At 64.2% G+C, this 24195-nt stretch carries 34 protein-coding genes; 33 read left to right on the top strand and 1 reads right to left on the bottom strand.

Features of this window, described 5'->3' with window-relative positions:
* Positions 1-58 precede the first annotated feature (58 nt).
* The 24 genes from fusA to BM052_RS10375 all read left to right on the top strand — a co-directional run bounded on the left by fusA (position 59) and on the right by BM052_RS10375 (position 15428).
* Entirely contained in the window at positions 59-2131 is a 2073-nt protein-coding gene (gene fusA, locus BM052_RS10490) for an elongation factor G (protein ID WP_091146390.1), read from the top strand.
* Positions 2132-2223: 92 nt separating this feature from the next.
* A complete protein-coding gene (tuf, locus tag BM052_RS10485) occupies positions 2224-3414 on the top strand; it encodes an elongation factor Tu (protein WP_091146389.1) in 1191 nt (396 codons plus the stop codon).
* A 135-nt stretch (positions 3415-3549) separates the two neighbouring features.
* Positions 3550-3861: a 30S ribosomal protein S10 gene (rpsJ, locus tag BM052_RS10480; protein WP_091146544.1), complete on the top strand. Its 312-nt coding sequence runs from the start codon at positions 3550-3552 to the stop codon at positions 3859-3861.
* A gap of 251 nt (positions 3862-4112) precedes the next feature.
* Positions 4113-4871 carry a 50S ribosomal protein L3 gene (gene rplC / locus BM052_RS10475; RefSeq protein ID WP_091146386.1) on the top strand — a complete coding sequence of 253 codons (759 nt, stop codon included), beginning with the start codon at positions 4113-4115 and terminating at the stop codon, positions 4869-4871.
* A gap of 3 nt (positions 4872-4874) precedes the next feature.
* Positions 4875-5501, top strand: a complete 627-nt coding sequence (gene rplD / locus BM052_RS10470; RefSeq protein WP_091146385.1) for a 50S ribosomal protein L4 — start codon at positions 4875-4877, stop codon at positions 5499-5501.
* Positions 5494-5805, top strand: coding sequence for a 50S ribosomal protein L23 (locus BM052_RS10465; RefSeq protein WP_091146383.1), 312 nt, complete (start codon positions 5494-5496; stop codon positions 5803-5805). Before rplD ends, BM052_RS10465 begins: the two co-directional genes overlap by 8 nt.
* A gap of 4 nt (positions 5806-5809) precedes the next feature.
* Positions 5810-6646: a 50S ribosomal protein L2 gene (rplB, locus tag BM052_RS10460; protein WP_091146380.1), complete on the top strand. Its 837-nt coding sequence runs from the start codon at positions 5810-5812 to the stop codon at positions 6644-6646.
* A gap of 6 nt (positions 6647-6652) precedes the next feature.
* Positions 6653-6931, top strand: a complete 279-nt coding sequence (gene rpsS, locus BM052_RS10455; protein WP_091146377.1) for a 30S ribosomal protein S19 — start codon at positions 6653-6655, stop codon at positions 6929-6931.
* The gene (rplV, locus tag BM052_RS10450; protein ID WP_091146375.1) at positions 6931-7308 is read left to right on the top strand and encodes a 50S ribosomal protein L22; all 378 of its coding nucleotides are present in this window, start codon (positions 6931-6933) and stop codon (positions 7306-7308) included. The genes rpsS and rplV overlap by 1 nt, the downstream gene beginning before the upstream one ends.
* A gap of 3 nt (positions 7309-7311) precedes the next feature.
* Positions 7312-8007, top strand: a complete 696-nt coding sequence (rpsC, locus tag BM052_RS10445) for a 30S ribosomal protein S3 (protein WP_091146373.1) — start codon at positions 7312-7314, stop codon at positions 8005-8007.
* 22 nt (positions 8008-8029) lie between these two features.
* Positions 8030-8464 (top strand): 50S ribosomal protein L16, encoded by a 435-nt coding sequence (rplP, locus tag BM052_RS10440; RefSeq protein WP_021233439.1) that lies wholly within the window; start codon positions 8030-8032, stop codon positions 8462-8464.
* Entirely contained in the window at positions 8464-8670 is a 207-nt protein-coding gene (rpmC, locus tag BM052_RS10435) for a 50S ribosomal protein L29 (RefSeq protein ID WP_091146537.1), read from the top strand. The genes rplP and rpmC overlap by 1 nt, the downstream gene beginning before the upstream one ends.
* Before the next feature lie 12 nt (positions 8671-8682).
* Positions 8683-8970 carry a 30S ribosomal protein S17 gene (gene rpsQ / locus BM052_RS10430; protein ID WP_091146372.1) on the top strand — a complete coding sequence of 96 codons (288 nt, stop codon included), beginning with the start codon at positions 8683-8685 and terminating at the stop codon, positions 8968-8970.
* A gap of 86 nt (positions 8971-9056) precedes the next feature.
* The gene (rplN, locus tag BM052_RS10425) at positions 9057-9425 is read left to right on the top strand and encodes a 50S ribosomal protein L14 (RefSeq protein ID WP_091146370.1); all 369 of its coding nucleotides are present in this window, start codon (positions 9057-9059) and stop codon (positions 9423-9425) included.
* Positions 9425-9742 (top strand): 50S ribosomal protein L24, encoded by a 318-nt coding sequence (rplX, locus tag BM052_RS10420; RefSeq protein ID WP_091146368.1) that lies wholly within the window; start codon positions 9425-9427, stop codon positions 9740-9742. The genes rplN and rplX overlap by 1 nt, the downstream gene beginning before the upstream one ends.
* Positions 9735-10325, top strand: coding sequence for a 50S ribosomal protein L5 (gene rplE, locus BM052_RS10415; RefSeq protein ID WP_091146365.1), 591 nt, complete (start codon positions 9735-9737; stop codon positions 10323-10325). Before rplX ends, rplE begins: the two co-directional genes overlap by 8 nt.
* A gap of 29 nt (positions 10326-10354) precedes the next feature.
* The gene (rpsN, locus tag BM052_RS10410; RefSeq protein WP_091146363.1) at positions 10355-10660 is read left to right on the top strand and encodes a 30S ribosomal protein S14; all 306 of its coding nucleotides are present in this window, start codon (positions 10355-10357) and stop codon (positions 10658-10660) included.
* A 14-nt stretch (positions 10661-10674) separates the two neighbouring features.
* Positions 10675-11070, top strand: a complete 396-nt coding sequence (rpsH, locus tag BM052_RS10405; protein WP_091146360.1) for a 30S ribosomal protein S8 — start codon at positions 10675-10677, stop codon at positions 11068-11070.
* A complete protein-coding gene (gene rplF / locus BM052_RS10400) occupies positions 11070-11603 on the top strand; it encodes a 50S ribosomal protein L6 (RefSeq protein WP_091146358.1) in 534 nt (177 codons plus the stop codon). Before rpsH ends, rplF begins: the two co-directional genes overlap by 1 nt.
* The gene (rplR, locus tag BM052_RS10395) at positions 11603-11941 is read left to right on the top strand and encodes a 50S ribosomal protein L18 (protein ID WP_091146355.1); all 339 of its coding nucleotides are present in this window, start codon (positions 11603-11605) and stop codon (positions 11939-11941) included. Before rplF ends, rplR begins: the two co-directional genes overlap by 1 nt.
* A gap of 2 nt (positions 11942-11943) precedes the next feature.
* Positions 11944-12654, top strand: coding sequence for a 30S ribosomal protein S5 (gene rpsE, locus BM052_RS10390; RefSeq protein WP_091146354.1), 711 nt, complete (start codon positions 11944-11946; stop codon positions 12652-12654).
* A 5-nt stretch (positions 12655-12659) separates the two neighbouring features.
* The gene (gene rpmD, locus BM052_RS10385) at positions 12660-12836 is read left to right on the top strand and encodes a 50S ribosomal protein L30 (protein WP_091146351.1); all 177 of its coding nucleotides are present in this window, start codon (positions 12660-12662) and stop codon (positions 12834-12836) included.
* Between the two features lie 167 nt (positions 12837-13003).
* On the top strand, positions 13004-14197 hold the full coding sequence (locus tag BM052_RS10380) for a hypothetical protein (RefSeq protein ID WP_091146350.1): 1194 nt from the start codon (positions 13004-13006) through the stop codon (positions 14195-14197).
* A gap of 346 nt (positions 14198-14543) precedes the next feature.
* Entirely contained in the window at positions 14544-15428 is an 885-nt protein-coding gene (locus tag BM052_RS10375; protein WP_091146347.1) for an OmpA family protein, read from the top strand.
* A gap of 107 nt (positions 15429-15535) precedes the next feature.
* Here the strand turns inward: BM052_RS10375 and BM052_RS10370 are convergent, their stop codons facing one another.
* Complete coding sequence (locus BM052_RS10370; RefSeq protein ID WP_255406072.1) at positions 15536-17053, bottom strand: hypothetical protein; 1518 nt, start codon at positions 17051-17053, stop codon at positions 15536-15538.
* A 147-nt stretch (positions 17054-17200) separates the two neighbouring features.
* Between BM052_RS10370 and rplO the strand changes: the two genes are divergently transcribed.
* The 9 genes from rplO (at position 17201) to BM052_RS10325 (ending at position 24133) form a co-directional block, all read left to right on the top strand.
* The gene (rplO, locus tag BM052_RS10365; RefSeq protein WP_091146346.1) at positions 17201-17680 is read left to right on the top strand and encodes a 50S ribosomal protein L15; all 480 of its coding nucleotides are present in this window, start codon (positions 17201-17203) and stop codon (positions 17678-17680) included.
* A 194-nt stretch (positions 17681-17874) separates the two neighbouring features.
* Positions 17875-19242, top strand: coding sequence for a preprotein translocase subunit SecY (gene secY / locus BM052_RS10360; RefSeq protein ID WP_091146343.1), 1368 nt, complete (start codon positions 17875-17877; stop codon positions 19240-19242).
* 41 nt (positions 19243-19283) lie between these two features.
* A complete protein-coding gene (locus BM052_RS10355; RefSeq protein ID WP_091146340.1) occupies positions 19284-19931 on the top strand; it encodes an adenylate kinase in 648 nt (215 codons plus the stop codon).
* A gap of 66 nt (positions 19932-19997) precedes the next feature.
* Positions 19998-20720: an SRPBCC family protein gene (locus BM052_RS10350; protein WP_255406071.1), complete on the top strand. Its 723-nt coding sequence runs from the start codon at positions 19998-20000 to the stop codon at positions 20718-20720.
* Positions 20721-21029: 309 nt separating this feature from the next.
* Entirely contained in the window at positions 21030-21398 is a 369-nt protein-coding gene (rpsM, locus tag BM052_RS10345) for a 30S ribosomal protein S13 (protein ID WP_091146338.1), read from the top strand.
* Positions 21399-21452: 54 nt separating this feature from the next.
* Positions 21453-21842, top strand: coding sequence for a 30S ribosomal protein S11 (rpsK, locus tag BM052_RS10340; RefSeq protein ID WP_007011846.1), 390 nt, complete (start codon positions 21453-21455; stop codon positions 21840-21842).
* Between the two features lie 109 nt (positions 21843-21951).
* Positions 21952-23013 carry a DNA-directed RNA polymerase subunit alpha gene (locus BM052_RS10335; protein WP_091146336.1) on the top strand — a complete coding sequence of 354 codons (1062 nt, stop codon included), beginning with the start codon at positions 21952-21954 and terminating at the stop codon, positions 23011-23013.
* 134 nt (positions 23014-23147) lie between these two features.
* A complete protein-coding gene (rplQ, locus tag BM052_RS10330) occupies positions 23148-23570 on the top strand; it encodes a 50S ribosomal protein L17 (RefSeq protein ID WP_091146334.1) in 423 nt (140 codons plus the stop codon).
* Between the two features lie 134 nt (positions 23571-23704).
* Positions 23705-24133 carry an NADH:ubiquinone oxidoreductase subunit NDUFA12 gene (locus BM052_RS10325; protein WP_091146331.1) on the top strand — a complete coding sequence of 143 codons (429 nt, stop codon included), beginning with the start codon at positions 23705-23707 and terminating at the stop codon, positions 24131-24133.
* Positions 24134-24195: the final 62 nt, after the last annotated feature.

The following is a 24195-nucleotide window of genomic DNA, read 5'->3' as shown; positions in this document are numbered from 1 at the left end:
GGGGCGGAAGCCTATCTAAAGGTCGGCTTCCCACTCCAATCACCCCAAGGAAAGACCCATGGCACGCAGCCATCCGCTCTCGATGTACCGCAATATCGGTATCATGGCGCACATCGACGCCGGCAAGACCACGACGACCGAGCGCATCCTCTATTACACCGGCAAGTCCTACAAGATCGGCGAAGTGCATGACGGCGCCGCGACCATGGACTGGATGGAGCAGGAGCAGGAACGCGGCATCACCATCACCTCGGCCGCGACGACCTGCTTCTGGGGCGATCATCGCATCAACATCATCGACACCCCCGGTCACGTCGACTTCACCATCGAGGTCGAGCGTTCGCTGCGCGTGCTCGACGGCGCGGTGGCCTGCTTCGATGGTGTCGCGGGCGTGGAGCCGCAGTCGGAGACCGTGTGGCGCCAGGCCGACAAGTACGGCGTGCCGCGCATGTGCTTCATCAACAAGCTCGACCGCACCGGCGCCAACTTCAAATACTGCGTGCAGTCGATCATCGACCGCCTCGGCGCGACGCCGGCGGTGCTCTACCTGCCCATCGGCATCGAATCCGACCTCAAGGGTCTCGTGGACCTCGTCGAGAACCGCGCGATCATCTGGAAGGACGAATCGCTGGGCGCCGAGTTCTTCTACGAAGAAGTCCCGGCCGACATGGTTGACGAAGCGGCCGAATATCGCCTGAAGCTCATCGAACTCGCCGTCGAGCAGGACGACGACGCGATGGAAGCCTATCTCGAAGGCAACGAGCCCGACGTGGCGACGCTCAAGGCGCTGATCCGCAAGGGTACGCTGGGCCACGCGTTCGTTCCGGTGGTCTGCGGCTCGGCGTTCAAGAACAAGGGCGTGCAGCCGCTGCTCGACGCCGTCGTCGACTATCTGCCCTCGCCGCTCGACATCGAGGACGTCCAGGGCGTCAAGGTCGACAGCGACGAGAAGGACAGCCGTCCGCCTTCGGACGAGGCGCCGTTCAGCGCGCTCGCGTTCAAGGTCATGAACGATCCCTTCGTCGGCTCGCTCACCTTCATCCGCATCTATTCGGGCACGCTGTCGAAGGGCACTTACCTGAACTCGGTGAAGCAGAAGAAGGAAAAGGTCGGCCGCATCCTCGAGATGCATGCCAACGACCGCAAGGACATCGACGAAGCCTTCGCGGGCGACATCGTCGCGCTGGCCGGCATGAAGGAAACCACCACGGGCGATACGCTCTGCGCCGAACGCGCGCCGATCGTGCTCGAGCGGATGGAATTCCCCGAGCCGGTCATCGAACTCTCGGTGGAGCCCAAGACCAAGGCCGACCAGGAGAAGATGGGCGTCGCGCTCAACCGTCTCTCGGCGGAGGACCCTTCGTTCCGCGTCAGCACCGATCACGAATCCGGTCAGACCATCATCAAGGGTATGGGCGAGCTTCACCTCGACATCATCGTCGATCGCATGCGCCGCGAGTTCAAGGTCGAGGCCAATGTCGGCGCGCCGCAGGTGGCCTATCGCGAATACCTCGCGAAGCCGGTCGACATCGACTACACCCACAAGAAGCAGTCGGGCGGCACCGGCCAGTTCGGCCGCGTGAAGGTGAAGGTCGCGCCGGGCGAGCGTGGCTCGGGCATCATCTTCAAGGATGAGATCAAGGGCGGCAATATTCCGAAGGAATACATCCCCGCGATTGAGAAGGGCATGCGCGAAACCGCGGCCTCGGGCTCGCTGGTCGGCTTCCCGATCATCGACTTCGAGATCCTGCTCTATGACGGTTCGTACCACGACGTCGACTCGTCCGCCCTGGCGTTCGAAATCGCCGGTCGCGGCGCGATGCGCGAAGTCGCCCAGAAGGCCGGCATCAAGCTGCTCGAACCGATCATGAAGGTCGAGGTCGTCACACCGGAAGAGTTCATGGGTGACGTCATCGGCGACATGAACAGCCGCCGCGGCCAGATCCAGGGCACCGACAGCCGGGGCAATGCCCAGGTCGTGGAGGCCATGGTGCCGCTGGCGAACATGTTCGGCTACGTGAACCAGCTGCGCTCGTTCACACAGGGCCGTGCCAACTACTCGATGTTCTTCTCCCACTACGATGAGGTTCCGGCGAACGTCGCGGCCGAAGTGAAGGAGAAGCTTGCCTGAGGGCAAGAATGGTTCTAGGGGCGGCGCCTGATTCAGCGGGCGCCGCCACACTATCCGCAGACTCAAGATCAAGACGAAAGAAGGTTTGAAAGATGGCGAAGGCAAAATTCGAGCGGAACAAGCCGCACTGCAACATCGGCACCATCGGTCACGTCGACCACGGCAAGACCACCCTGACGGCTGCCATCACCAAGGTCATGGCCGAGACGTTCGGCGGTGAAGCGGTCGACTTCGCCAACATCGACAAGGCGCCCGAAGAGCGCGAGCGCGGCATCACCATCTCGACCGCCCACGTCGAGTACGAGACCGAAGCCCGCCACTACGCGCACGTCGACTGCCCCGGCCACGCTGACTACGTGAAGAACATGATTACCGGCGCGGCCCAGATGGACGGCGCCATCCTGGTCGTGAACGCTGCTGACGGCCCGATGCCGCAGACCCGCGAGCACATCCTGCTCGCCCGCCAGGTCGGCGTGCCGCAGCTGGTCGTGTACATGAACAAGGTCGACCAGGTCGACGACGAAGAGCTGCTCGAGCTCGTCGAGCTCGAAGTGCGCGAGCTGCTTTCTTCTTACGACTTCCCGGGCGACGACATCCCGATCGTCAAGGGTTCGGCTCTCGCCGCCCTTGAAGGCCGTGACGACGAGATCGGCAAGAACTCGATCCTCGAGCTGATGAAGGCCGTGGACGATTTCATCCCGCAGCCGCCGCGCCCGACCGACAAGCCCTTCCTGATGCCGGTCGAGGACGTGTTCTCGATCTCGGGTCGCGGCACAGTCGTCACCGGCCGCGTCGAGACCGGCATCGTCAAGGTTGGCGACGAAGTCGAGGTGATCGGTCTCCGCAACACCCAGAAGACCGTCGTCACCGGCGTCGAGATGTTCCGCAAGCTGCTCGACCAGGGCATGGCCGGCGACAACATCGGCGCGCTGGTCCGTGGCCTGAAGCGTGAAGACGTGGAGCGCGGCCAGGTTCTGGCCAAGCCGGGTTCGGTCACGCCGCACACCGACTTCGACGCGGAAGTCTACGTGCTGTCGAAGGACGAAGGTGGCCGTCACACGCCGTTCTTCGCCAACTACCGCCCGCAGTTCTACTTCCGCACCACTGACGTGACCGGTGAGGTCGTCCTTCCCGAGGGCACCGAGATGGTCATGCCGGGCGACAACGTCACCATCGGTGTCAAGCTGATCGCGCCGATCGCCATGGATGACGGTCTGCGCTTCGCCATTCGCGAAGGCGGACGTACCGTTGGTTCGGGGGTTGTCAGCAAGATCACGAAGTAATATAGGCCGCGCACCGCGAGGGAGATTCGCTCTTCCTCGCGGGCAGGTTTCGAGTTGGTCGCCCCGTTCTCCCGGTTAATGGAGAGCATGGGGCGATTGCTTTTTTTGAACGCTCTTTCTCATCGGTAGTTGGACATGGAAGCTCAGAACATTCGCATTCGCCTCAAGGCGTTTGACCATCGCGTACTCGACCAGGCCACTGGCGAGATCGCCGACACCGCCCGCCGCACCGGCGCGCTGATTCGGGGCCCCATTCCGCTTCCGACGAAGATTGAAAAGTTCTGCGTGAACCGCGGTCCGCACATCGACAAGAAGTCGCGTGAGCAATTCGAGGTTCGCACCTACAAGCGGCTGCTCGACATCGTGCAGCCCAACGCCGCCACTGTCGACGCGCTGATGAAGCTCGATCTGGCTGCCGGCGTGAACGTCGAGATCAAGCTCGCCTGAGCGAGCAATCGGATGTCGGAAGTCGGATATCGGAAATGCATATTTCCTGATGTCTGATCGCTGATTTCCGACATCTGACATGGGATACCTCTGGGGCGCACGCCTCAGGCATGCGTCCCCCGTCTCGCTTCCCACCAGCGCTTTTCGCGCAATCGGGAAGCACCCAGCCCGGACGGGGCTCGCATCACAATTTGGGTTGGACACGCCTGTCGGGATGGTCCCGTGCAGGCCTCTGTTGAAGGAGTAAGGTCATGCGTACCGGCGTGATCGCCAAGAAAGTCGGGATGACCCGCCTGTTCCAGGAGGACGGTCGGCACGTGCCCGTCACCGTCCTGGCGCTGGAAGATTGCCAGGTGGTTTCGGTCCGCACCGAGGAACGTGACGGCTACGTCGCGGTCCAGCTCGGTGCCGGCGAAGCCAAGCAGAAGAATGTCGCCAAGCCGCAGCGCGAACACTTCGCCAAGGCTGAAGTGCCGCTCAAGGCCCGTGTCGCCGAATTCCGCGTCGCCGACGACGCGCTGCTCGACGTCGGTGCCACCATTGCCGCCTCGCACTTCGTGCCGGGCCAGCTGGTGGATGTTGCCGGCCACACCCAGGGCAAGGGCTTCCAGGGCGCCATGCGGCGCTGGGGCTTCGGGGGCATGCGCGCCACCCACGGCGTGTCGATCTCTCACCGTGCCCACGGTTCGACCGGCAACCGCCAGGATCCCGGCAAGGTCTTCAAGAACAAGAAGATGGCCGGCCACATGGGCGACCGTCAGCGCACCCAGCAGAACCTCGAGATCGTCCGGGTGGACGATGAGCGCGGCCTGATCTTCGTCAAGGGTTCGGTCCCGGGCTCGAAGAACGCCTGGCTCACCGTTTCGGACGCCGTCAAGGTGGCCCGTCACGCCGAGGCTCCGTATCCCGCCGGCCTGAAGCAGGCCGCGAACACCAACGAACCGGTTGTTGCCGATACGCCTGCGGAAGAGACCGCGGCGCCGGAAGCGACCGAAGGCCAGGAGGGCTAAATCGTGAAGGTCCAAGTCCTCAACCTCGACGGTTCGGTCGCCGCCGGCGACATCGAATTGTCCGATGACGTATTCGGCCTCGAGCCGCGTGCGGACATTCTGCACCGTGTCGTCACCTGGCAGCTTGAAAGCCGTCGCGGCATCGCCCGCGCCACGCGCGAGCGTTCCGACGTTGCCCGCACCGGCAAGAAGTTCGGCCGCCAGAAGGGCGGCGGCACCGCCCGTCACGGCGACCGTGCCGCGCCCGTCTTCATCGGCGGCGGCAAGGCTCACGGTGCGCGTCGCCGCGAGTTCAACGTTTCGCTGAACAAGAAGATTCGCGCGCTCGGTCTCAAGATGGCGCTGTCTTCCAAGGCCCAGGGCGGTCTCGTCGTCGTCGACTCGCTGGACGTCGCCGACGGCAAGACCAAGGCGCTGGCCGGCCAGCTCGCCAAGGCGGGCTTCGGCCGGAAGGTGCTCGTCGTGGATGGTGAGCAGGTCAACGAGGGCTTCGCCCGCGCGGCCCGCAACATTGTCGGCGTCAACGTGCTGCCCGCCATCGGCGCCAATGTCTACGACATCCTGAAGCATGATACGCTGGTGCTGACGCGCGCCGCTGTCGAGAAGCTGGAGGCGCGTTTCAATGGCTAAGAGCAACGTGGACATCCGTCATTACGACGTGATCCTCTCGCCGCACATCACCGAGAAGTCGACCATGCTCTCCGAGCACAACGCGGTCGTCTTCAAGGTTGCCGGCGATGCGAGCAAGCCCGAGATCAAGGCCGCCGTGGAGGCGCTGTTCGACGTCAAGGTTACCGGCGTCAACACCCTGGTCAGCAAGGGCAAGACCAAGCGCTGGCGCGGTAAGGCTTACCGTCGCAGCGACGTGAAGAAGGCGATCGTCACGCTGGCCGAAGGCCAGTCGATTGACGTGACCGAAGGCGTGCGGGGCTGATCCGATGGCACTGAAGAACTATAACCCGACCAGTCCTGCCCGTCGCGGCCTGGTCCTCGTCGACAAGTCGTCGCTCTGGAAGGGCAAGCCCGTCAAGGCGCTGACCGAGGGCAAGAGCAAGACCGGCGGCCGCAACAACAAGGGCCATGTCACCTCGCGCGGCATCGCCGGCGGCCACAAGCAGAAGTACCGCTTCATCGACTTCAAGCGTCGCAAGTGGGATATGGAAGCCACGGTCGAGCGCATCGAGTACGACCCGAACCGCACCGCCTTCATCGCCTTGGTGAAGTACACGGATGGCGAGCTGACCTATATCCTGGCGCCGCAGCGCCTGGCCGTGGGCGACGTGGTCGTCGCTGGCGAAAAGACCGACGTGAAGCCCGGCAACGCGATGCTCCTGTCGCAGATGCCGGTCGGCACGATCTGCCACAACGTCGAGATGAAGCCCGGCAAGGGCGGCCAGATCGCCCGTTCGGCCGGCACTTACGTGCAGGTCGTCGGCCGTGACCGCGGCATGGTCATCGTTCGCCTCAACTCGGGCGAGCAGCGCTACCTGCGCGGCGATTGCATGGGCACCGTGGGCGCCGTGTCGAACCCCGACAACGCCAACCAGACCCTCGCCAAGGCGGGCCGGAACCGCTGGCTGGGCCGTCGTCCGCTGACTCGTGGTGTTGCCAAGAACCCGGTCGACCACCCGCACGGCGGCGGTGAAGGCCGCACTTCGGGCGGCCGTCACCCGGTTACCCCGTGGGGCAAGCCGACCAAGGGCGCCCGCACTCGCAACAACAAGCAGACGGACAAGATGATTATCCGTTCGCGCCACGCCAAGAAGAAGAGGTAAGACACGATGGCACGTTCCGTCTGGAAAGGCCCCTTTGTCGACCTGCACCTTCTCAAGAAGGCCGAGGTTGCGCAGGATGCCGGAAACCGCTCTGGCCCGATCAAGACCTGGTCGCGTCGTTCCACCATTCTCCCGCAGTTCGTCGGGCTGACCTTCAGCGTCTACAACGGCAAGAAGTTCATCCCGGTCTCGGTCAACGAGGACATGGTCGGCCACAAGCTCGGCGAGTTCGCGCCCACGCGCAGCTTCCCCGGCCACGCCGCCGACAAGAAGGGCAAGCGCTAATGGGCAAGGCAGCAGCACCCCGCCGCGTAGGCGAGAACGAGGCTCTGGCCGTCGGCACCACGATCCGTGGTTCGGCGCAGAAGCTCAATCTCGTCGCCGGCCTGATCCGCGGCAAGCGGGCCGAGGAAGCGATGAACATCCTCGCCTTCTCCAAGAAGGCGATGGCGGCCGAAGCACGCAAGATTCTCGCTTCGGCGATTGCCAATGCGGAAAACAACCACAACCTCGACGTCGACGCGCTCGTCGTTGCCGAGGCTTCGGTTGGCAAGTCGATCACCATGAAGCGCTTCCATGCCCGTGGCCGCGGCAAGTCCACCCGGATCCTGAAGCCCTTCTCACGGCTGCGGATCGTCGTTCGCGAAGTCGAGGAGGCCTGATCCATGGGTCATAAAACCAATCCGATCGGTCTGCGCCTGCAGATCAACCGTACCTGGGACAGCCGCTGGTTCGCGGAAGGCCGGGACTACGGCAAGCTGCTTGAGGAAGACCTCAAGATCCGCAAGTTCATCATCGAGACCCTGCCGCAGGCGGCGATCTCGAAAGTGGTGATCGAGCGTCCGGCCAAGCTGTGCCGCGTGTCGATCTACGCGGCCCGGCCCGGCGTTATCATCGGCAAGAAGGGCGCCGACATCGAGAAGCTGCGCAAGCAGCTTTCGGCGATGACCGGAAGCGAAGTGAAGCTGAACATCGTCGAGATCCGCAAGCCGGAAATCGACGCCAAGCTCGTCGCGCAGGGCATTGCCGATCAGCTGGTGCGCCGCGTGGCGTTCCGCCGTGCGATGAAGCGCGCGATGCAGTCCGCGATGCGTCTGGGCGCCGAAGGCGTCAAGATCATGTGCGGCGGTCGTCTGGGCGGCGCGGAAATCGCGCGCGTCGAGCAGTACCGCGAAGGGCGCGTGCCGCTGCACACGCTGCGCGCGAACATCGACTATGCCGAGGCCGAGGCGCTGACCGCCTACGGTATCATCGGCATCAAGGTCTGGGTCTTCAAGGGAGAGATCCTGGGCCATGACCCGATGGCGCAAGACCGGCTGATGATGGAGGCTCAAACCTCCGGCGTCCGTCCGGCGCGCTGAGGCTTAGGATAGAGTAAGCACCATGCTGCAACCGAAGAAAACCAAGTTCCGCAAGGCCTTCAAGGGCCGGATCAAGGGCGATGCCAAGGGTGGCACCGACCTGAATTTCGGCTCCTACGGCCTCAAGGCCCTCGAGCCGGAGCGGATCACCGCCCGCCAGATCGAAGCGGCCCGCCGCGCGATCACGCGTCACATCAAGCGCCAGGGCCGCCTCTGGATCCGCGTCTTCCCGGACGTGCCGGTTTCGAAGAAGCCCGCCGAAGTCCGCCAGGGCAAGGGCAAGGGTTCGGTCGAATACTGGGCTGCCCGCGTCAAGCCCGGCCGCATCCTGTTCGAGCTGGACGGCGTTGCCGGTCCGCTCGCCGCGGAAGCGTTCAGCCGCGCCGCGATGAAGCTGCCGATCAAGACCAAGGTCGTTGCCCGCCTCGGCGACACCTCGCACCTGGGAGGCGAATGATGGCCGGCAAGACCGAAGACCTGCGCGCCAAGACCGACGACCAGCTGACCGCTGACCTCGTCGATCTCAAGCGCGAGCAGTTCAACCTGCGTTTCCAGGCCGCCACGAGCCAGCTCGAGCGCCCGGCACGCATCAAGGAAGTCCGTCGCGACATCGCCCGCATCAAGACGCTCCAGGCCGAGCGCCAGAACGTGGCGAAGGCGTAAGGAGGAAACACGATGCCCAAGCGTATACTGATCGGGACCGTGGTTTCCGACAAGACCGACAAGACCGTGACCGTGCTCGTCGAGCGCAAGGTGAAGCACCCGCTGTACGGGAAGATCATCCGCCGTTCGAAGAAGTACCACGCCCACGACGAGGACAACACGTTCCGCACCGGCGAGCGTGTCCGTATCGAGGAAACGAAGCCCTATTCGAAGACCAAGACCTGGAAGGTTCTCGACCGTCTCCAGGCTGGCAAGGGCACCGCTCTCGAAGCGAACCTCGACGTCGAGGCGGCGGGTTAGGAACTGACCCTTCGACGGGCTCAGGACGAAGTTTTTTGGAACTGCCGGACTGGTTCCGGCAAGCCAGTTGAGAAGGAACCGGATCGATGATCCAGATGCAATCCAATCTCGACGTCGCGGACAACAGCGGCGCCAAGCGCGTCCAGTGCATCAAAGTGCTGGGTGGCTCGAAGCGCCGTACCGCTGGCGTTGGCGACATCATCGTGGTGTCGGTGAAGGAGGCGCAGCCCCGCGCTCGCGTCAAGAAGGGCGACGTTCACCGCGCGGTGATCGTGCGCACCAGGAAAGACGTGCGCCGCGCTGACGGCAGCGTGATCCGCTTCGACAGCAATGCCGCTGTCCTCGTCAACAAGAACGAGGAGCCGATCGGCACCCGCATCTTCGGCCCGGTCGTGCGCGAACTGCGCGGACGCGGCTTCATGAAGATCATCTCGCTTGCTCCGGAGGTGCTGTGATGGCTGCCGCGAAGATCAAGAAGGGTGACGCGGTCGTGGTCCTGTCCGGCAAGGACAAGGGCCGCACCGGAACGGTCCTCAAGGTTCTGCCGCAGGACGGCAAGGTCGTGGTCGAGGGCGTCAACGTCGCCACTCGTCACCGCAAGCCGACCCAGACGAACCCGCAGGGCGGCATCGAACGCACTCCGGCGGCGATGGCGATCAGCAAGGTCGCCGTGGCCGACAAGGACGGCAAGCCGACGCGCGTTCGCTTCGAAACCAGGGACGGCAAGAAGGTCCGCGTGGCCGTGAAGTCCGGGGAGACCATCGATGGCTGACAAATACACTCCGCGCATGCGTTCGCGCTACGACGAGGTGATCGTCAAGGCGATGACCGAGAAGTTCGGTTACAAGAACGTGATGGAAGTGCCCGGGATCGAGAAGATCACGCTCAACATGGGCGTGGGCGAGGCGAGCCAGGACAAGAAGAAGGTGCAGACCGCCGCGGCCGAGATGGAAGCCATCGCGGGCCAGAAGCCGGTCATCACCAAGGCCCGCAAGTCGATCGCGCAGTTCAAGCTGCGTGAAGGCATGCCGATCGGCTGCAAGGTCACCCTGCGCCGCGAACGCATGTACGAATTTCTCGACCGCCTGATTACCATCGCGATGCCCCGCATCCGCGACTTCCGCGGGCTCAACCCGAAGTCGTTCGACGGCCGCGGCAATTACGCGATGGGTCTCAAGGAGCAGATCATCTTTCCGGAGATCAGCTACGACAAGATCGAGAAGGTGCGCGGGATGGACATCATCATCACCACCACCGCAAAGACCGACGATGAAGCGCGCGAGCTGCTGCGCCTGTTCGGTTTCCCGTTCCCCGCTCCTGAACAGCAGGATGCGGAACAGAAGGAAGCGGCGTGAGCCGCCGCTGAAGAAGAGAGCTTAAGTCCATGGCGAAACTGAGTTCCGTGAACAAGAACGAGCGTCGCAAGAAGCTCGTCAAGAAGTACGCAGGCAAGTACGCGCGTCTCAAGGCGGTTGCCGATGATGAATCGCTCGATGAAACCGAGCGCCTCATCGCCCGTCTGAAGCTGGCCGAGATCCCGCGCAACGGCAACCCGACCCGGGTTCGCAACCGTTGCGCCACGACCGGCCGTCCGCGCGGTTACTACCGCAAGTTCGGCTTGTGCCGCGTCGAGCTGCGCGATCTTGCCAACAAGGGCATGATCCCCGGCGTGACCAAGTCGAGCTGGTAAGGGATACCTGAGCAATGGCTATGACCGATCCCCTGGGTGATATGCTCACCCGCATCCGCAACGGCCAGCGGGCAAAGAAGGACTCCGTCCTGTCCCCGGCCTCGAAGCTTCGCGCCCACGTGCTCGAAGTGCTCCAGCGCGAAGGCTACATTCGTGGCTTCAGCGAAGACGCGACTGGCGCTCACCCGCAGCTGCGCATCGAACTGAAGTACTTCGAAGGCGAGCCCGCGATCAAGCACGTGCAGCGCGTCTCCAAGCCGGGTCGCCGCGTCTATTCGGGTTCGAAGGAACTTCCGATCGTGCGCAACGGCCTTGGCATCACCATCGTCTCGACGCCCAAGGGCGTGCTCTCGGACGCCGAGGCACGCAGCCAGAACGTCGGCGGCGAAGTGCTTGCGGAGGTGTTCTGATGAGCCGCATCGGCAAGAAGCCGGTGGCGATCCCCAGCGGGGTCACCGCCAATATCGACAACGGCAGCCTTTCGGTGAAGGGGCCCAAGGGCACCCTCTCGCTGGGCCTGTCGGACCTCGTCACCTACCAGCTTGAGGACGGTTCGATCTCGGTTCAGCCGGCCAATGACTCCAAGTCGGCCCGCAGCCACTGGGGCATGCAGCGCACGCTGGTTTCCAACCTGGTCGAGGGCGTGACCCAAGGCTTCACCAAGGTGCTCGAGATCAAGGGCGTCGGTTACCGCGCAGCGGCGCAGGGCAAGACCCTCAAGCTGCAGCTCGGCTACTCGCACGATGTCGACATCGCCGTGCCCGAAGGCATCGAGATCAAGACCCCGGACAACACCACGGTCGAGATCTCCGGTATCGACAAGCAGAAGGTCGGCCAGATCGCGGCCGAGATTCGCCGCTGGCGCAAGCCCGAACCCTACAAGGGCAAGGGTATCAAGTACCGCGGCGAGTTCATCTTCCGCAAGGAAGGGAAGAAGAAGTAATGGCGAAGCTTTCTCTTTTCGATCGCCGTCGTCGGCGTGTCCGCACCGCCCTGCGCGCTCGTTCGGGCGGGCGTCCGCGCCTGTCGGTGCATCGCACCGGCCAGCACATCTATGCGCAGATCATCGACGATGCGCAGGGCCACACCGTTGCCTCGGCCAATACACTGGGTGGCAAGGGCACCGATATCGATGCCGCCACCCGCGTTGGCAAGGAACTCGCCGAGGCCGCCAAGAAGGCGGGCATAACCTCGGTCGTGTTCGATCGCGGCGGCTTTCTCTATCACGGCCGCGTCAAGGCGCTGGCCGAAGCCGCCCGTGAAGGCGGGCTGGAGTTCTGATAATGGCAGACGAAAACACCATCGAACAGCCGGTTGCGGCCGAGCACCCCCAAGGCGGCGAAGTCCACGAGGCCCGCGAGGGTCGCGGTCGTGGTCGCGGCCGTGGTGATCGCGGCGAACGCGGCGGCCGTGGCCGTCGCGACGACCGTCGCGGCAACCGCAACGAGGAAGAGGGCGGTGAGGAGCTGATCGAGAAGCTCGTTCACATCAACCGCGTCTCCAAGACCGTGAAGGGCGGCAAGCGCTTCGGCTTCGCGGCGCTGGTCGTCGTCGGCGACGGCAAGGGCCGCGTCGGCTTCGGCCACTCGAAAGCGCGCGAGGTTCCCGAGGCGATCACCAAGGCGACCGCTTCGGCCAAGAAGAAGATGGTCCGCGTGCCGCTCAAGGAAGGCCGCACCCTGCACCATGACGGCAAGGGCCACTTCGGCGCCGGCAAGGTCAACGTGCGGTCGGCTCCCGCCGGTACGGGCATCATCGCCGGCGGCCCGATGCGCGCCGTGTTCGAGAGCCTGGGTGTTCACGACGTCGTCACCAAGTCGGTGGGCACTTCGAACCCCTACAACATGATCCGCGCCACTTTCGACGCGCTGACCAACCAGACTTCGCCGAAGTCGGTGGCTCAGCGTCGCGGCAAGAAGGTTGCCGACCTGCTTGGTCGCGGCGGTGTCGCCGAGGTGGAGGCCGAGGCCGCCGCCGAAGCTATCGTGGAGTAAGTCTCATGGCGAAAATCAAGATCAAGCAGATCGGCTCGCCGATCCGTCGCCCGGAGAGCCAGAAGAAGATCCTCGTGGGTCTGGGCCTGGGCAAGATGCACAAGGTCGTCGAGATCGAGGACACCGCCGAGGTGCGCGGTGCGATCGCCAAGCTGCCGCACATGGTGGCCGTGATCGACTGAACCTTCCCCGGACCTTTTCGGCATCGGCACGAAAACACGAGGGCCCCGGTGGAAACGCCGGGGCCTTTCGTCTTTTCCAGGGCAAAGGCCCTTCCCCCCGCGTGCGACTATGCTATGCGCGGAGCCCCAATTTTCGTTGCACCCAGTTTCCATCCCGGGGGTAGGTCTTGATCGGCAAGCGGTTCGCAGGCTCGCTCCTGTGTCTGGTGATCCTGGGCAGCGCGGCATGCAGCCCGCGTCCGGCATCGAACGGCCTCACGGCGGACGATGCCCCGGCCACGAACTGCGCCGACTTGCGGGCCGACACCGCGAAGCTGGCGGCCATGCGCAAGTCGGACATGGCGCTGCGCAAGGCGTTTTCCCACCGCTCCCCGCCCGATCCGCTCGCCCAGGCGAGAAAGGCGATCGACGCCGGCGATTATCGCCTTGCCGCGGCAACCACACCCGAGGGCATCTCGACCGAACTCTACGGGGCGCAGTGCCGGGTGCTGGGCGGGCTCGAACCCTGGACCGTGCGCGCGCTCGCTTTCGTGCCGGACGAGGCGGCGGCGATGGGCAAGGGGCCGGCCGACAAGGTCACCGACTTCGGGCGACGCTACAACGCCGCCGTGCTGGCCGATCCGCGCTATCCCTACGCGGACGTCTGCCGGGAGCTCGAGAGGGCCGGAACCAAGCCCGATTTCTCGGAGGCGGGCACCAAGGGCATCGAACAGCCTTACGGTTTCGCCGAACTCGGCCCGGCGCGCATGATACATGGCCTGGGCGCGGCGGCGCGGCGAGGTTCGGTCCATGACATCAACGTGTTGCTCAATCGCGACAAGCAGGACGTGAACATGCCCGACATGTTCGGGATGACCCCGCTGGCCTGGGCCATCGCCTATCATCGCTGGCCAGCCGCCGAAGCATTGCTGCGGGCCAGGGCGAACCCCACCGGGGGAACGTGCCAGACCGCCATCGACCGCGAAGCGCCACTGCAAGTCGCGCGCATCATGCGCTGGTACGGGATGATCCGCCGTCTGCGACCGCTCGTCACCGAGGAGGAATTCGCCAGCCTGCGCCAGAAACCGCGGTGGGACGATGCGAGCCTCATCGAGTTCAACCATGCGCTGACCGAACTCATGGACCGCTACGACAAGGCCCTGCGCCGGCAGAGCTTCTCGCGTCATGACCTGGTGTTCGATATCGACGCCAAGGGCAACTCGACCTCCTGCAGCCTGGAGCCCGCCTCCGATCTACCCGATTTCGACAAGGAACTCTGCGATCTTGCCGTCGACATCGTCCGTTGGGCCCCTGCACGCGACGCCTTCGGCACCACGGTTCGGGAGAGCGCCAAACTGGTGGTGGGTTTCGGGGGGCGCTGAAGACGGGGGGAAACCCGTCGGCGCTGTGACCCTTCGCGTTTGCGAACCGCCGCAGGGGCGCGCGCATCCAGGGTTTTGGCGCCGCTCCGGATCGCGTCGGCGGCACGGCCTGTCACGGTTCGCCGCACGGTGTGCTCAAATTACCCGCGCAACCAAGGTGGTGCCAGGTGCGTTCATGTGCGGGAAAGCATGGCCCGAACACCCAGGAAATCCATAGTGTCCAAGTGCGGCATGTATGCCGCGTATTTCATATGGCGGGATGAAGAGGGGTTGTTGATAGCCGGGCGTGCCATCGGGGGGCCGCGAATACGTGGAGCCGGCTGATATGGATTGGAGGAGTTGCGTAATGAGTGTCATTTCCAAAAGCCCAAAAGTTCTCCTGCTGCTTTCCGTGCTTGCCGCGCCCGCATCTGGCAGCTTGGCCGCGCAGCCGCAGGACTCCCCGCCCGAGGCTGACGTTACAGCGACCGTATACGGCACACCTCCGCCTCAGGAAACTGAGATGACCGAAGGGCCAAAGATCGAAGGCATCATCTCTGCGCGCAGTGGCGACAAGATGCAGGTCACGAGGGCCGACGGCACCAACACGATCATCGCCATCAACGATGCAACCCGCATCAAGGCCAAGGGCGGTTTTCTGGGCCTCAGTCGCAGCAAGCTTGCAGCGGCTTCGCTGCTCAACGGCCTGCCGGTTGCCGTCGAGACAATGCAATCTGGCGATAGCCTGGTGGCAAGCCAGATCGATCTCAAGAACAAGGATCTCAAGACAGCGGAAATGATCCGTAACGGCACCGACCAGCGCTTTGCCGAACAGACCGCGGCAACAGAGGCACTGCGTGGGCGCATGGGCGATATCGACCAATATAATATCAAAAGCACGACGAACGTGAACTTCGACACCGGCAAGGCGGTGCTGTCAGCCCAGGCGAAACAGGATCTCTGCGCCACGGCGGCTTCGGCCGAGGGGATGGATAACGCCCTGCTGCTTGTCGTAGGTTACACCGATTCAACGGGAAGCGATGATCTCAACCAGCAACTCAGCGAAAAGCGAGCCGGCCGTGTCGTCAACTATCTCCAGCAGGCCTGTGGCTGGAAACCCTATCGCATGCTTACCCCCACCGGGATGGCCAAAGCGGACCCGTTGGCGAGCAATGACACTGTCGAAGGCAAGGCACAGAACCGCCGCGTTGCAGTGAATATCCTGGTCAGCAAGGGCCTTGACGGTCTTTGAGCAGCTGGGGTGGGTTCGCCCACCCCGTGTTCTCCGCAGGGTATCACCACTTCGTCCAGTCGGCTATGCCGGGGGTGTCCGGCATGACCGCCGCCGACATTGAACCGTCAAATCCGGTTGGTTCCGGTGGGACCGGCCTGGGGAGCCTTGGGCGAGGGTTCTTTCCTACAATCCGCCCAGACGTCGATCACATTCTCATTGAGCCAGTCCGGCGTCGAGACGCGGGCGACGAGGCGGCAGTGGGCGTGATAGTAGGCGCGCACCAGGCTATCGGCTTCGAGATTCGGTGGCCCCTGACGGGGCCGGGGCGCGGCGATGATCGTGCTGGGACGGGTGGAGAGCACCCGCTTGACCTCGCCCAGTGTAGACAGGTGGCTGACGTCCTTTTCCATGAGATGCCCAAGGTGGGCGGTGAACACCAGCGGGGTCGCGAAGGGCTTGCCCGTCATCGTGTAGAGTTGGTGCGGGCCGTCGAACACGAATAGCGGTCCGCCGTCGTCATGTTCGCGGATCGCCCGGGTCAGCATATCGAAGGCGGCGCGCGAGCGGCGGGCATGGTCGAAGTCGAGCACCTGGCTGTCATGCAGGGCGAGCCAGGCGAGCGGGAGGAGCGCCAGCGGACCGATCCACTTGCGACCGAGGAAGGTGGCGCCGGCGACACTCATCGGCACCAGCAATGGCAGGCCGTAGTGGAGGAAGAAGTGGGGTACTGAGGCGACCCCGGCGAAGGCCGCGAGCAGCCACAGCAGCACGAAACGGCGGCGTTCGTCCGGCAGGTCGGGCAGCGCGAGAACCGCTGCCACGAGCAGCGGCGCCATGCGCGTGAACATGATCGTCAGGCGAATGGCGGAAGAGAGCCACTGTGGTGATTTCGTGAAGTTCGAAGTCACCATCGCGTTCCAGTAGATCGGCCAGTGGCCCGCCAGCGCATAGCCGGCTGCGATCGCGAGGGCGGGGGCCGTGCCGATCAGTGCCCATGCGGCAATGGTGCGACATGCCCGGGCTTCCGGCAGCGGCGAGCGCAGCAGCATCGCGGCGCACCACAGGCCAAGGAAGGCTGCTTCGAACACCGCGGTGGTCTTGACGGTGATGGCGATGCCCGCCAGCAGCATTGCCGCGTGACTGTGCCAGGGCGCATGGCCTCTGCGCAGATCCGGCGTCGCCTTCAATGCCAGCAGCACCGCAATCGCTATGAACAGGTTGTAGAAGACCGGGCTTTGGCCGCCATAGCCCTGGAACGGGATCAGGAAGATCAGGTAGGCAAGCCCTGCCAGCAGCGCGCCTCGCCGGTTTGTCCAGAGCATCGCGATCCGCGCGATCGTCCAGGCGGTTGCCGCGGCGAAGGCGGTGGCCGCCAACTGATAGCCGATCGGCGCGGCCGAAATGCCGGCGATCAGGTAGTACAGGAAGAACAGGCCCCAGGGCTTTCTGTCCCAGACGTCGACATAGGGCACCGCACCATGGTGCATGGCGATGCCCACAGTCTGGTAGAAGGTTTCGTCACCGCCAAGATTGGGATCGCCGAACGTGCTGGCGCGCAGGGCCAGCGCGGCCAGCAGCAGGATGGCGAAGGACCAGGCGCCGAACGTGCCGGCGGGCCGGTGGTCGGCGAGGGAAGGGGGCAAGGACAGGTCTCCGGGAAACGGGCGGGGGCTGCCGACCGGTACTCCCTGCGCGAATCGCTGAAAAGGGGGCGTGACATTCGCACCTGCATCCGCTAGGGGCGCGCACTTCCCATCAAGCGCGACTTCAAGCGAAAGCGAGTGCAAGACATGAAACTGAACGAAATTCGTGACAATTCCGGCGCCCGTCACCGCCGTCTCCGCGTTGGCCGCGGTATCGGCTCGGGCAAGGGCAAGACCGCCGGGCGCGGCCAGAAGGGCGCCAAGGCGCGTTCGGGCGTCTCGATCGCCGGCTTCGAAGGCGGCCAGATGCCGCTCCACATGCGCCTGCCGAAGCGTGGTTTCAACAACAAGAAGTTCGCCAAGGACTATGCCGAGGTCAACCTCGGCCTGGTTCAGAAGGCGATCGATGCCGGCAAGCTGGATATCTCGGGCACTGTCGACCACGCCGTGCTCAAGGCGGCCGGCCTGGCCCGTGGCGGCAAGGACGGCGTGCGCCTGCTCGGCAAGGGTGAGTTGACTTCGAAGGTTACCTTCAATGTCACCGGCGCCTCGAAGGGGGCCATCGCCGCGGTCGAGAAGGCGGGCGGTTCGGTCATCCTTCCCGCGCCGGAAGCTGCCGCGGCCTGAGGGCGGATCGCGATCGCCGATTGAAACGGGGAGGGCGGGCGCCAGGCGCTTCGCCCTCCCGTGCTTTTCAGGGCACGGGTCTTTTCGAGATCAGGCGAATCTCTATATGACCAGTTCCGTTCCGGGGTTCGACAAGGCGGATACCAGCCGCTAAGGGCGAATCCCAAGAGATCATTCGAGGCATCCCGAACGTCATGGCTTCCCGCGCCGACAATATCGCCAGCTCGCTCAGCCTGGCCAACTTTTCCAAGGCAACCGAGCTGAAGAAGCGCATCTGGTTCACGATCGGAGCGCTGATCGTGTTCCGTTTCCTGAGCTTCGTGCCGCTGCCGGGCGTGAACCCGCTGGTCCTTGAAACGCTCTACAGCAAGACGCAGGGCGGCATCCTAGATCTGTTCAACACGTTCTCGGGCGGCAGCCTGGAGCGCATGAGCCTGATTGCGCTGGGCGTGATGCCCTACATCACTGCCTCGATCGTGGTGCAACTCGCGGCCTCGCTCCATCCGGCGCTGATGGCGCTCAAGAAGGAAGGCGAGACCGGGCGCAAGAAGCTCAACCAGTACACGCGCTATGGCACGGTGGGCCTTTGCGCCTTGCAGGGCTGGTTCCTGGCCGTGAGTCTCGAGGCCTACGGCGCTTCCAATGGCCTTGAAGCGGTGGTCGATCCGGGCATCATGTTCCGCGTCGGCGCGGTGATTTCGCTGGTGGGCGGCACCATGTTCCTGCTCTGGCTGGGCGAACAGATCACGTCGCGCGGGATCGGCAACGGCGTTTCGCTGATTATCATGGCCGGCATCGTTGCGCAGATGCCCAAGTTCGCCGGCAACCTGGGCCAGGCCTACAGCGCGGGTGACACCGGCTCGGTCCTGATTATCGCGCTGATCGCGCTGATCGTCGGCATGATCCTGTTGATCTGCTTCATGGAGCGGGCCCAGCGCCGGCTGCTGATCCAGTATCCCAAGCGCGCCACGCAGCGCGGCATGATGCAGGCCGATCGCAGCCACTTGCCGCTCAAGATCAACACCGCGGGCGTGATTCCGCCGATCTTCGCCAGCTCGCTGCTGCTGCTGCCGCTGACCATCACCCAGTTCGCAGGCAATTCGCTGAGCCCGGATTCGACGATGGGCAAAGTCGTGGTCACGCTCAACCAGTACCTCGGCCATGGCAAGCCGCTCTACATGCTGCTTTACGCCGCCGGCATCGTGTTCTTCTGCTTCTTCTACACCGCCGTCGTCTTCAATCCGGAGGAGACGGCCGAGAACCTGAAGAAGAACGGCGGCTTCATTCCCGGCATCCGGCCGGGCAAGAACACCGCGACTTACCTGGACTACGTGCTCACCCGCGTGACGGTGATCGGCGCGATCTATCTCACCGTGGTCTGCACGGTGCCGGAGTATTTCCTGTCGATGACGGGCTTGCCGCTGCTGTTCATGGGTGGCACCAGTCTGCTGATCGTCGTCAACGTAACCGTCGACACGATCACGCAGATCCAGTCGCACCTGCTGGCACACCAGTACGGCGACCTCATAAAGAAAGCGAAACTGAAAGGCCGGCTGCGCTGAGGCGAATCACGCCAGGGCAGGGCGTTAATGAGGGGTATGGCGTGAATATCATTCTGCTGGGGCCGCCAGGAGCGGGTAAAGGAACCCAGGCGCAGCGTCTTGTCGAGAAACATGGCATGCGCCAGCTTTCGACCGGGGATATGCTGCGGGCGGCAGTCAAGGCGGAAACGCCGACCGGGCTTGAGGCGAAGGCGGTCATGGAACGGGGCGAACTGGTCTCCGACGCGATCGTTTCGGCGCTGATCGGCGACGAGCTCGACGCGATGGGGCCGGATGCCGGCGCCATCTTCGACGGCTATCCGCGCACCGCCTCGCAAGCCGAGTCGCTCGATGAAATCCTGGCCGCGCGCGGACGCCAGCTCGACCATGTGATCGAGCTGGGGGTTGACGAGGACGCGCTGGTCGAACGGATCACCGGCCGCTTCACCTGCGCCACCTGCGGCAAGGGCTATCACGACAAGTTCGAACAGCCCAAGGTGCCCGGCACGTGCGACAAGTGCGGCGGCACCGAGTTCAAGCGCCGTCCGGACGACAATGCCGAGACGGTGCGCACGCGCATGGCCGAATACCGTGCCAAGACCGCGCCGATCCTGCCGATCTACCAGGCGCGCGGGATCGTCGGCAAGGTGGACGGCATGGCCGATATGGACGAAGTTACCGCCGCGATCGAGGCGATTCTCGCTTCCTGATCGCGGTTTCGGCCATAACCGGGGACAAGGCCGGGGCATGGCCGGGCCATGACAAGGGAGCCGTCGATGAAGCCATTCATACGCGTCCTGACCCGGGGGCTGGTCTCGGTGCTGACTTTTGCGGTCGCCGCTGTCGTGGTCGTCGCGGGGGTAAGCGTTCCGGCGGTCGCCAAGGTGGCGGAAGTTTCCGACCGCGGTTTCGTCGTGCGTCATGTGGCCGAGGTTTCCGCCGACCTGGACGAGACCTGGGCCATGCTGCTCAAGCCGGCCGAGTGGTGGAATTCGGAGCATACCTGGTCGGGCGATGCGGCCCACTTGTCGATCGATCCGCGCGCCGGCGGCTGCTTTTGCGAAGTCCTGCCGAACCAGACGTCCCCGAAGGCGGCGCCGCGCGGCGGCGTCGAACACATGCGGGTCGTCTATATCGAGCGGCCGCGCGCGCTGCGCATGGTCGGAGCGCTAGGGCCGCTGCAGGCGGATGCGGCGAACGGCACGTTGACGATCCAACTCAAGCCGGCGGAGAAGGGCAAGGGAACGCAGATCCTGCTCGAATACGTCGTCGGCGGCTATGTCCGCACGCCTTTCGAAAAGCTTGCCCCGGCGGTGGACGGCGTGCTCGGCGAGCAGGTCGGTCACCTCGCGGCCAAGCTGGGCGGGGCTTTCGCGGCGGCCTTTCCGCTGCCGGAGATTCAGGTTGAGCCCAAGGCCGAGACGGAAGTGCCGGCCCTCGACGTGCTGCCGCTTTCGGAACAGCCGCCGCAGGCGTCCGGGAAGGAAATTGGGCGCTGACCGGAAGCAGGCGGCGGCCTGCTTTGACTGCGGCGTCATTTTACGCTACAGAATGAACACAGCGCCGATCCATGCACTGCTATTGCGGTGGGTGACGGTTGTTTCCTGTCTCGCAGGCGTTGACACTCCTTGCGAATCATCCTAAGCGCCCCCTTCACTCGACAGCAACGGCAAGTCCGGATGGCTCAGGCTGCGCGTGCTTCGGCACCGCCTGTGAAGCCAACCGGTCCTTTGCCATTTCGTGCGCTGCGGGTGTCAAGCGTTGAGATAGGGGCCGCGTATCGCGCCTCTGTGGAGCAGGAGATTTAAGTGGCTCGCATTGCCGGGGTGAATATCCCCACCAACAAGCGCGTGATTATCGCGCTCACGTATATCCATGGTATCGGTCGCACCAAGGCTATCGAGATCGCCGACAAGCTCGGCATCGATCACAGCCGCCGCGTGCAGGATCTGTCGGACGCCGAAGTCCTCCAGATCCGCGAAACCATCGATGCCGATCACACGGTCGAGGGTGATCTTCGTCGCGAAACCGCGATGAACATCAAGCGCCTGATGGACCTCGCCTGCTACCGTGGCCTGCGTCACCGCAAGGGTCTCCCGGTTCGTGGCCAGCGCACGCACACCAATGCGCGCACCCGCAAGGGCAAGGCCAAGCCGATCGCCGGCAAGAAGAAGTAAGCCGCCGAACCGGCTCTCGGTTTCCGCAGCGAATTATCGACAGGATACACGGATATGGCACGCGAACCCCAGCGCATTAAGCGCCGCGAACGCAAGAATATCACGAGCGGCATCGCACATGTGAATGCCAGCTTCAACAACACCATGGTGACGATCACCGACGCTCAGGGCAATGCCATCAGCTGGTCCTCGGCCGGCATGATGGGCTTCAAGGGCAGCCGCAAGTCGACGCCCTATGCCGCGCAGGTCGCCGCCGACGACGCCGGCAAGAAGGCCGCCGAGCACGGCGTGCGCACTCTCGAGGTCGAGGTCAAGGGTCCGGGTTCGGGCCGCGAGAGCGCCCTGCGCGCACTCCAGGCCGTCGGCTTCACCATCACCTCGATCCGGGACGTCACGCCGATCCCGCATAACGGCGTCCGCCCCTCCAAGCGCCGCCGCGTCTGATCGAGCCTTTTCGGGCGGCGAACCGGTCGTCGCCCGTTTTCCGGAACGTCCCCATGCCTTTCCACCAGGCCGTGGGGCGTAACCGCCATCGAAATCCCAGGGGAAGTCCATGACTGTCAACATCAAGAACTGGCAGGAACTCAAGAAGCCCAACAGCCTTGAGATCAAGCCGGGACCCGACCCCAAGCTGAAGGCGACGTTCATCGCCGAACCTCTTGAGCGCGGCTTCGGCCTGACGCTCGGCAACGCGTTGCGCCGTGTGCTGCTCTCCTCGCTGCAGGGCGCGGCCATCACCTCGATCAAGATCGAGAACGTGTTGCACGAATTCAGCTCGCTCGCCGGCGTGAGAGAGGATGTCACCGACATCGTGCTCAACGTCAAGCAGATCGCCCTCAAGATGCAGGGCGAAGGGCCGAAGCGTCTCCAGCTCTCGGTGACCGGCCCGGCCGAAGTCAAGGCCGGCGACATCGCCGTCTCTGGCGACATCGAGGTCATGAACAAGGGCCTCGTGATCTGCCACCTCGACGAGGGCGCGACGCTCAACATGGAACTGACCGCCGATACCGGCAAGGGCTATGTCCCGGCGGTCGCGAACCGCCCGATCGACGCGCCGATCGGCCTGATTCCGGTCGATTCGCTTTACTCGCCGGTCCGCCAGGTCAGCTACAAGGTCGATAACGCCCGTATCGGCCAGGAGCTGGACTTCGACAAGCTGAGCCTCTCGATCGAGACCGACGGCACCGTGACCCCTGAAGACGCCGTGGCCTATGCCGCGCGCATCCTCCAGGACCAGCTGGCGCTGTTCGTCCACTTCGAGGACATCACCCCGGTCGGTACTTCGCCGATGATCGGCATGGCGACCGGCGCGGCTCCGGAAGAAAGCGACACCAACCAGCTCAATCGCTACCTGCTCAAGAAGGTGGACGAGTTGGAGCTTTCGGTGCGTTCGGCCAACTGCCTCAAGAACGACAACATCATCTATATCGGCGACCTGGTCCAGAAGACCGAGGCCGAGATGCTACGCACGCCGAACTTCGGCCGCAAGTCGCTCAACGAGATCAAGGAAGTGCTTTCCTCCATGGGTCTGCGCCTCGGCATGGACATCCCCGGCTGGCCGCCGGAAAACATCGAGGAGATGGCCAAGAAGCTCGAACAGGAGCTGCTGGGCTAAGCTATACCGTCATCCCGGTGAAAGCCGGGATGACGCGTTTTCGGATCATGAGTTTCGGGCGGACGGTGGCGGCCCTCAATGGCCACCAGCACTGGGCTACCTGACACGGGCCCTTTACGAACGGAGTACAAGAAATGCGTCACAAGATGTCCGGCCGCAAGCTGCAGCGCAAGTCCGGCCACCGCGCCGCCCTGATGCGCAACATGGCCGCTGCCCTCGTCAAGCACGAGCAGATCCAGACCACCACCGCCAAGGCCAAGGAACTGCGCCCCTACGTCGAGAAGCTCATCACCCTCGCCAAGCATGGCGGCCTCTCGAACCGCCGCCTCGCCCATGCGCGGCTGTTGGACGAGACTCAGGAAAAGAAGCTCTTCGAAGTCCTCGCCGAGCGCTATGCTGGTCGCAGCGGCGGCTACACCCGCATTATCAAGGCCGGTATCCGCGCCTCGGACGCCGCCCCGATCGCGATCATCGAACTGGTCGACCGCGATACCGATGCCAAGGGCCAGGATTCGGGCCCGGTGAACACCGAGGTTGATGAGTACGCCGAGGCCTGAGCCCGGCAGCTCCTTCGGGAAGAATGCAAAGCGGCCGCTCTTCCGGGAGCGGCCGTTGTCATTTGCGCGGCCTGTCGGCGCGGAGGCCTCAACACGCTTGCCTAGAGGGGGCCAGAAAGGCTAACGCGCGGCTCATGGGAATCCTGTCCAAGATCTTCACCTGGTGGGACGGCGCCACCATCGGCACTTCGCTCTGGAGCGCGATGAACGGCGAGCACGTCGGCACCGATGCGCAGGGCAACAAGTATTACCGTGCGACGAAGGCGAAGACCACCGAGGGCTATGATCGTCGCTGGGTGATCTACGCGGGCGCCAACGATGCCAGCAACGTCCCGGCCGAATGGCACGGCTGGCTGCACCATTCCTATGATGGCGTGCCCGAAAGCCATCTGCCGCCGCCGCGGATCTGGGAAGTGGACTACACGCCGAATGTCACCGGCACGCCGAGCGCCTATCGTCCGCAGGGCGCGCTGGAACGTGGCGGCAAGCGCGCCGCGGCGACCGGAGACTATGAGGCCTGGTCGCCGGATGGTGACAGTCTTGTAGCGTCGCCGGAAGGCTGAGGAACGGTCCCGTGAAGCGGGCCGCCGCCTGTCTGTCGTGCATCGCCGTGCTGCTCGCGGCT

The organism is Novosphingobium sp. CF614, assembly GCF_900113255.1.
In the GTDB taxonomy this organism is placed as follows: domain Bacteria; phylum Pseudomonadota; class Alphaproteobacteria; order Sphingomonadales; family Sphingomonadaceae; genus Novosphingobium.
Note: the sequence above shows the minus strand (reverse complement) of the source record. Positions and strands in the feature narration are given on the sequence as shown.

What these genes read in the sequence shown, in the direction of transcription:
- rplO (WP_091146346.1), top strand. Translation starts at nt 17,201, where the DNA reads ATGAAACTGAACGAAATTCGTGACAATTCCGGCGCCCGTCACCGCCGT.
- rpsJ (WP_091146544.1), top strand. Translation starts at nt 3,550, where the DNA reads ATGGAAGCTCAGAACATTCGCATTCGCCTCAAGGCGTTTGACCATCGC.
- rplV (WP_091146375.1), top strand. Translation starts at nt 6,931, where the DNA reads ATGGGCAAGGCAGCAGCACCCCGCCGCGTAGGCGAGAACGAGGCTCTG.
- rpsK (WP_007011846.1), top strand. Translation starts at nt 21,453, where the DNA reads ATGGCACGCGAACCCCAGCGCATTAAGCGCCGCGAACGCAAGAATATC.
- rplE (WP_091146365.1), top strand. Translation starts at nt 9,735, where the DNA reads ATGGCTGACAAATACACTCCGCGCATGCGTTCGCGCTACGACGAGGTG.
- BM052_RS10465 (WP_091146383.1), top strand. Translation starts at nt 5,494, where the DNA reads ATGGCTAAGAGCAACGTGGACATCCGTCATTACGACGTGATCCTCTCG.
- BM052_RS10375 (WP_091146347.1), top strand. Translation starts at nt 14,544, where the DNA reads ATGAGTGTCATTTCCAAAAGCCCAAAAGTTCTCCTGCTGCTTTCCGTG.
- rpmC (WP_091146537.1), top strand. Translation starts at nt 8,464, where the DNA reads ATGGCCGGCAAGACCGAAGACCTGCGCGCCAAGACCGACGACCAGCTG.
- rplR (WP_091146355.1), top strand. Translation starts at nt 11,603, where the DNA reads ATGGCGAAGCTTTCTCTTTTCGATCGCCGTCGTCGGCGTGTCCGCACC.
- rplN (WP_091146370.1), top strand. Translation starts at nt 9,057, where the DNA reads ATGATCCAGATGCAATCCAATCTCGACGTCGCGGACAACAGCGGCGCC.
- rpsS (WP_091146377.1), top strand. Translation starts at nt 6,653, where the DNA reads ATGGCACGTTCCGTCTGGAAAGGCCCCTTTGTCGACCTGCACCTTCTC.
- tuf (WP_091146389.1), top strand. Translation starts at nt 2,224, where the DNA reads ATGGCGAAGGCAAAATTCGAGCGGAACAAGCCGCACTGCAACATCGGC.
- rpsH (WP_091146360.1), top strand. Translation starts at nt 10,675, where the DNA reads ATGGCTATGACCGATCCCCTGGGTGATATGCTCACCCGCATCCGCAAC.
- rpmD (WP_091146351.1), top strand. Translation starts at nt 12,660, where the DNA reads ATGGCGAAAATCAAGATCAAGCAGATCGGCTCGCCGATCCGTCGCCCG.
- rpsC (WP_091146373.1), top strand. Translation starts at nt 7,312, where the DNA reads ATGGGTCATAAAACCAATCCGATCGGTCTGCGCCTGCAGATCAACCGT.
- secY (WP_091146343.1), top strand. Translation starts at nt 17,875, where the DNA reads ATGGCTTCCCGCGCCGACAATATCGCCAGCTCGCTCAGCCTGGCCAAC.
- rplB (WP_091146380.1), top strand. Translation starts at nt 5,810, where the DNA reads ATGGCACTGAAGAACTATAACCCGACCAGTCCTGCCCGTCGCGGCCTG.
- rplP (WP_021233439.1), top strand. Translation starts at nt 8,030, where the DNA reads ATGCTGCAACCGAAGAAAACCAAGTTCCGCAAGGCCTTCAAGGGCCGG.
- rplQ (WP_091146334.1), top strand. Translation starts at nt 23,148, where the DNA reads ATGCGTCACAAGATGTCCGGCCGCAAGCTGCAGCGCAAGTCCGGCCAC.
- rpsQ (WP_091146372.1), top strand. Translation starts at nt 8,683, where the DNA reads ATGCCCAAGCGTATACTGATCGGGACCGTGGTTTCCGACAAGACCGAC.
- rplX (WP_091146368.1), top strand. Translation starts at nt 9,425, where the DNA reads ATGGCTGCCGCGAAGATCAAGAAGGGTGACGCGGTCGTGGTCCTGTCC.
- rpsE (WP_091146354.1), top strand. Translation starts at nt 11,944, where the DNA reads ATGGCAGACGAAAACACCATCGAACAGCCGGTTGCGGCCGAGCACCCC.
- rplC (WP_091146386.1), top strand. Translation starts at nt 4,113, where the DNA reads ATGCGTACCGGCGTGATCGCCAAGAAAGTCGGGATGACCCGCCTGTTC.
- BM052_RS10350 (WP_255406071.1), top strand. Translation starts at nt 19,998, where the DNA reads ATGAAGCCATTCATACGCGTCCTGACCCGGGGGCTGGTCTCGGTGCTG.
- BM052_RS10335 (WP_091146336.1), top strand. Translation starts at nt 21,952, where the DNA reads ATGACTGTCAACATCAAGAACTGGCAGGAACTCAAGAAGCCCAACAGC.
- rplF (WP_091146358.1), top strand. Translation starts at nt 11,070, where the DNA reads ATGAGCCGCATCGGCAAGAAGCCGGTGGCGATCCCCAGCGGGGTCACC.
- fusA (WP_091146390.1), top strand. Translation starts at nt 59, where the DNA reads ATGGCACGCAGCCATCCGCTCTCGATGTACCGCAATATCGGTATCATG.
- rpsN (WP_091146363.1), top strand. Translation starts at nt 10,355, where the DNA reads ATGGCGAAACTGAGTTCCGTGAACAAGAACGAGCGTCGCAAGAAGCTC.
- BM052_RS10325 (WP_091146331.1), top strand. Translation starts at nt 23,705, where the DNA reads ATGGGAATCCTGTCCAAGATCTTCACCTGGTGGGACGGCGCCACCATC.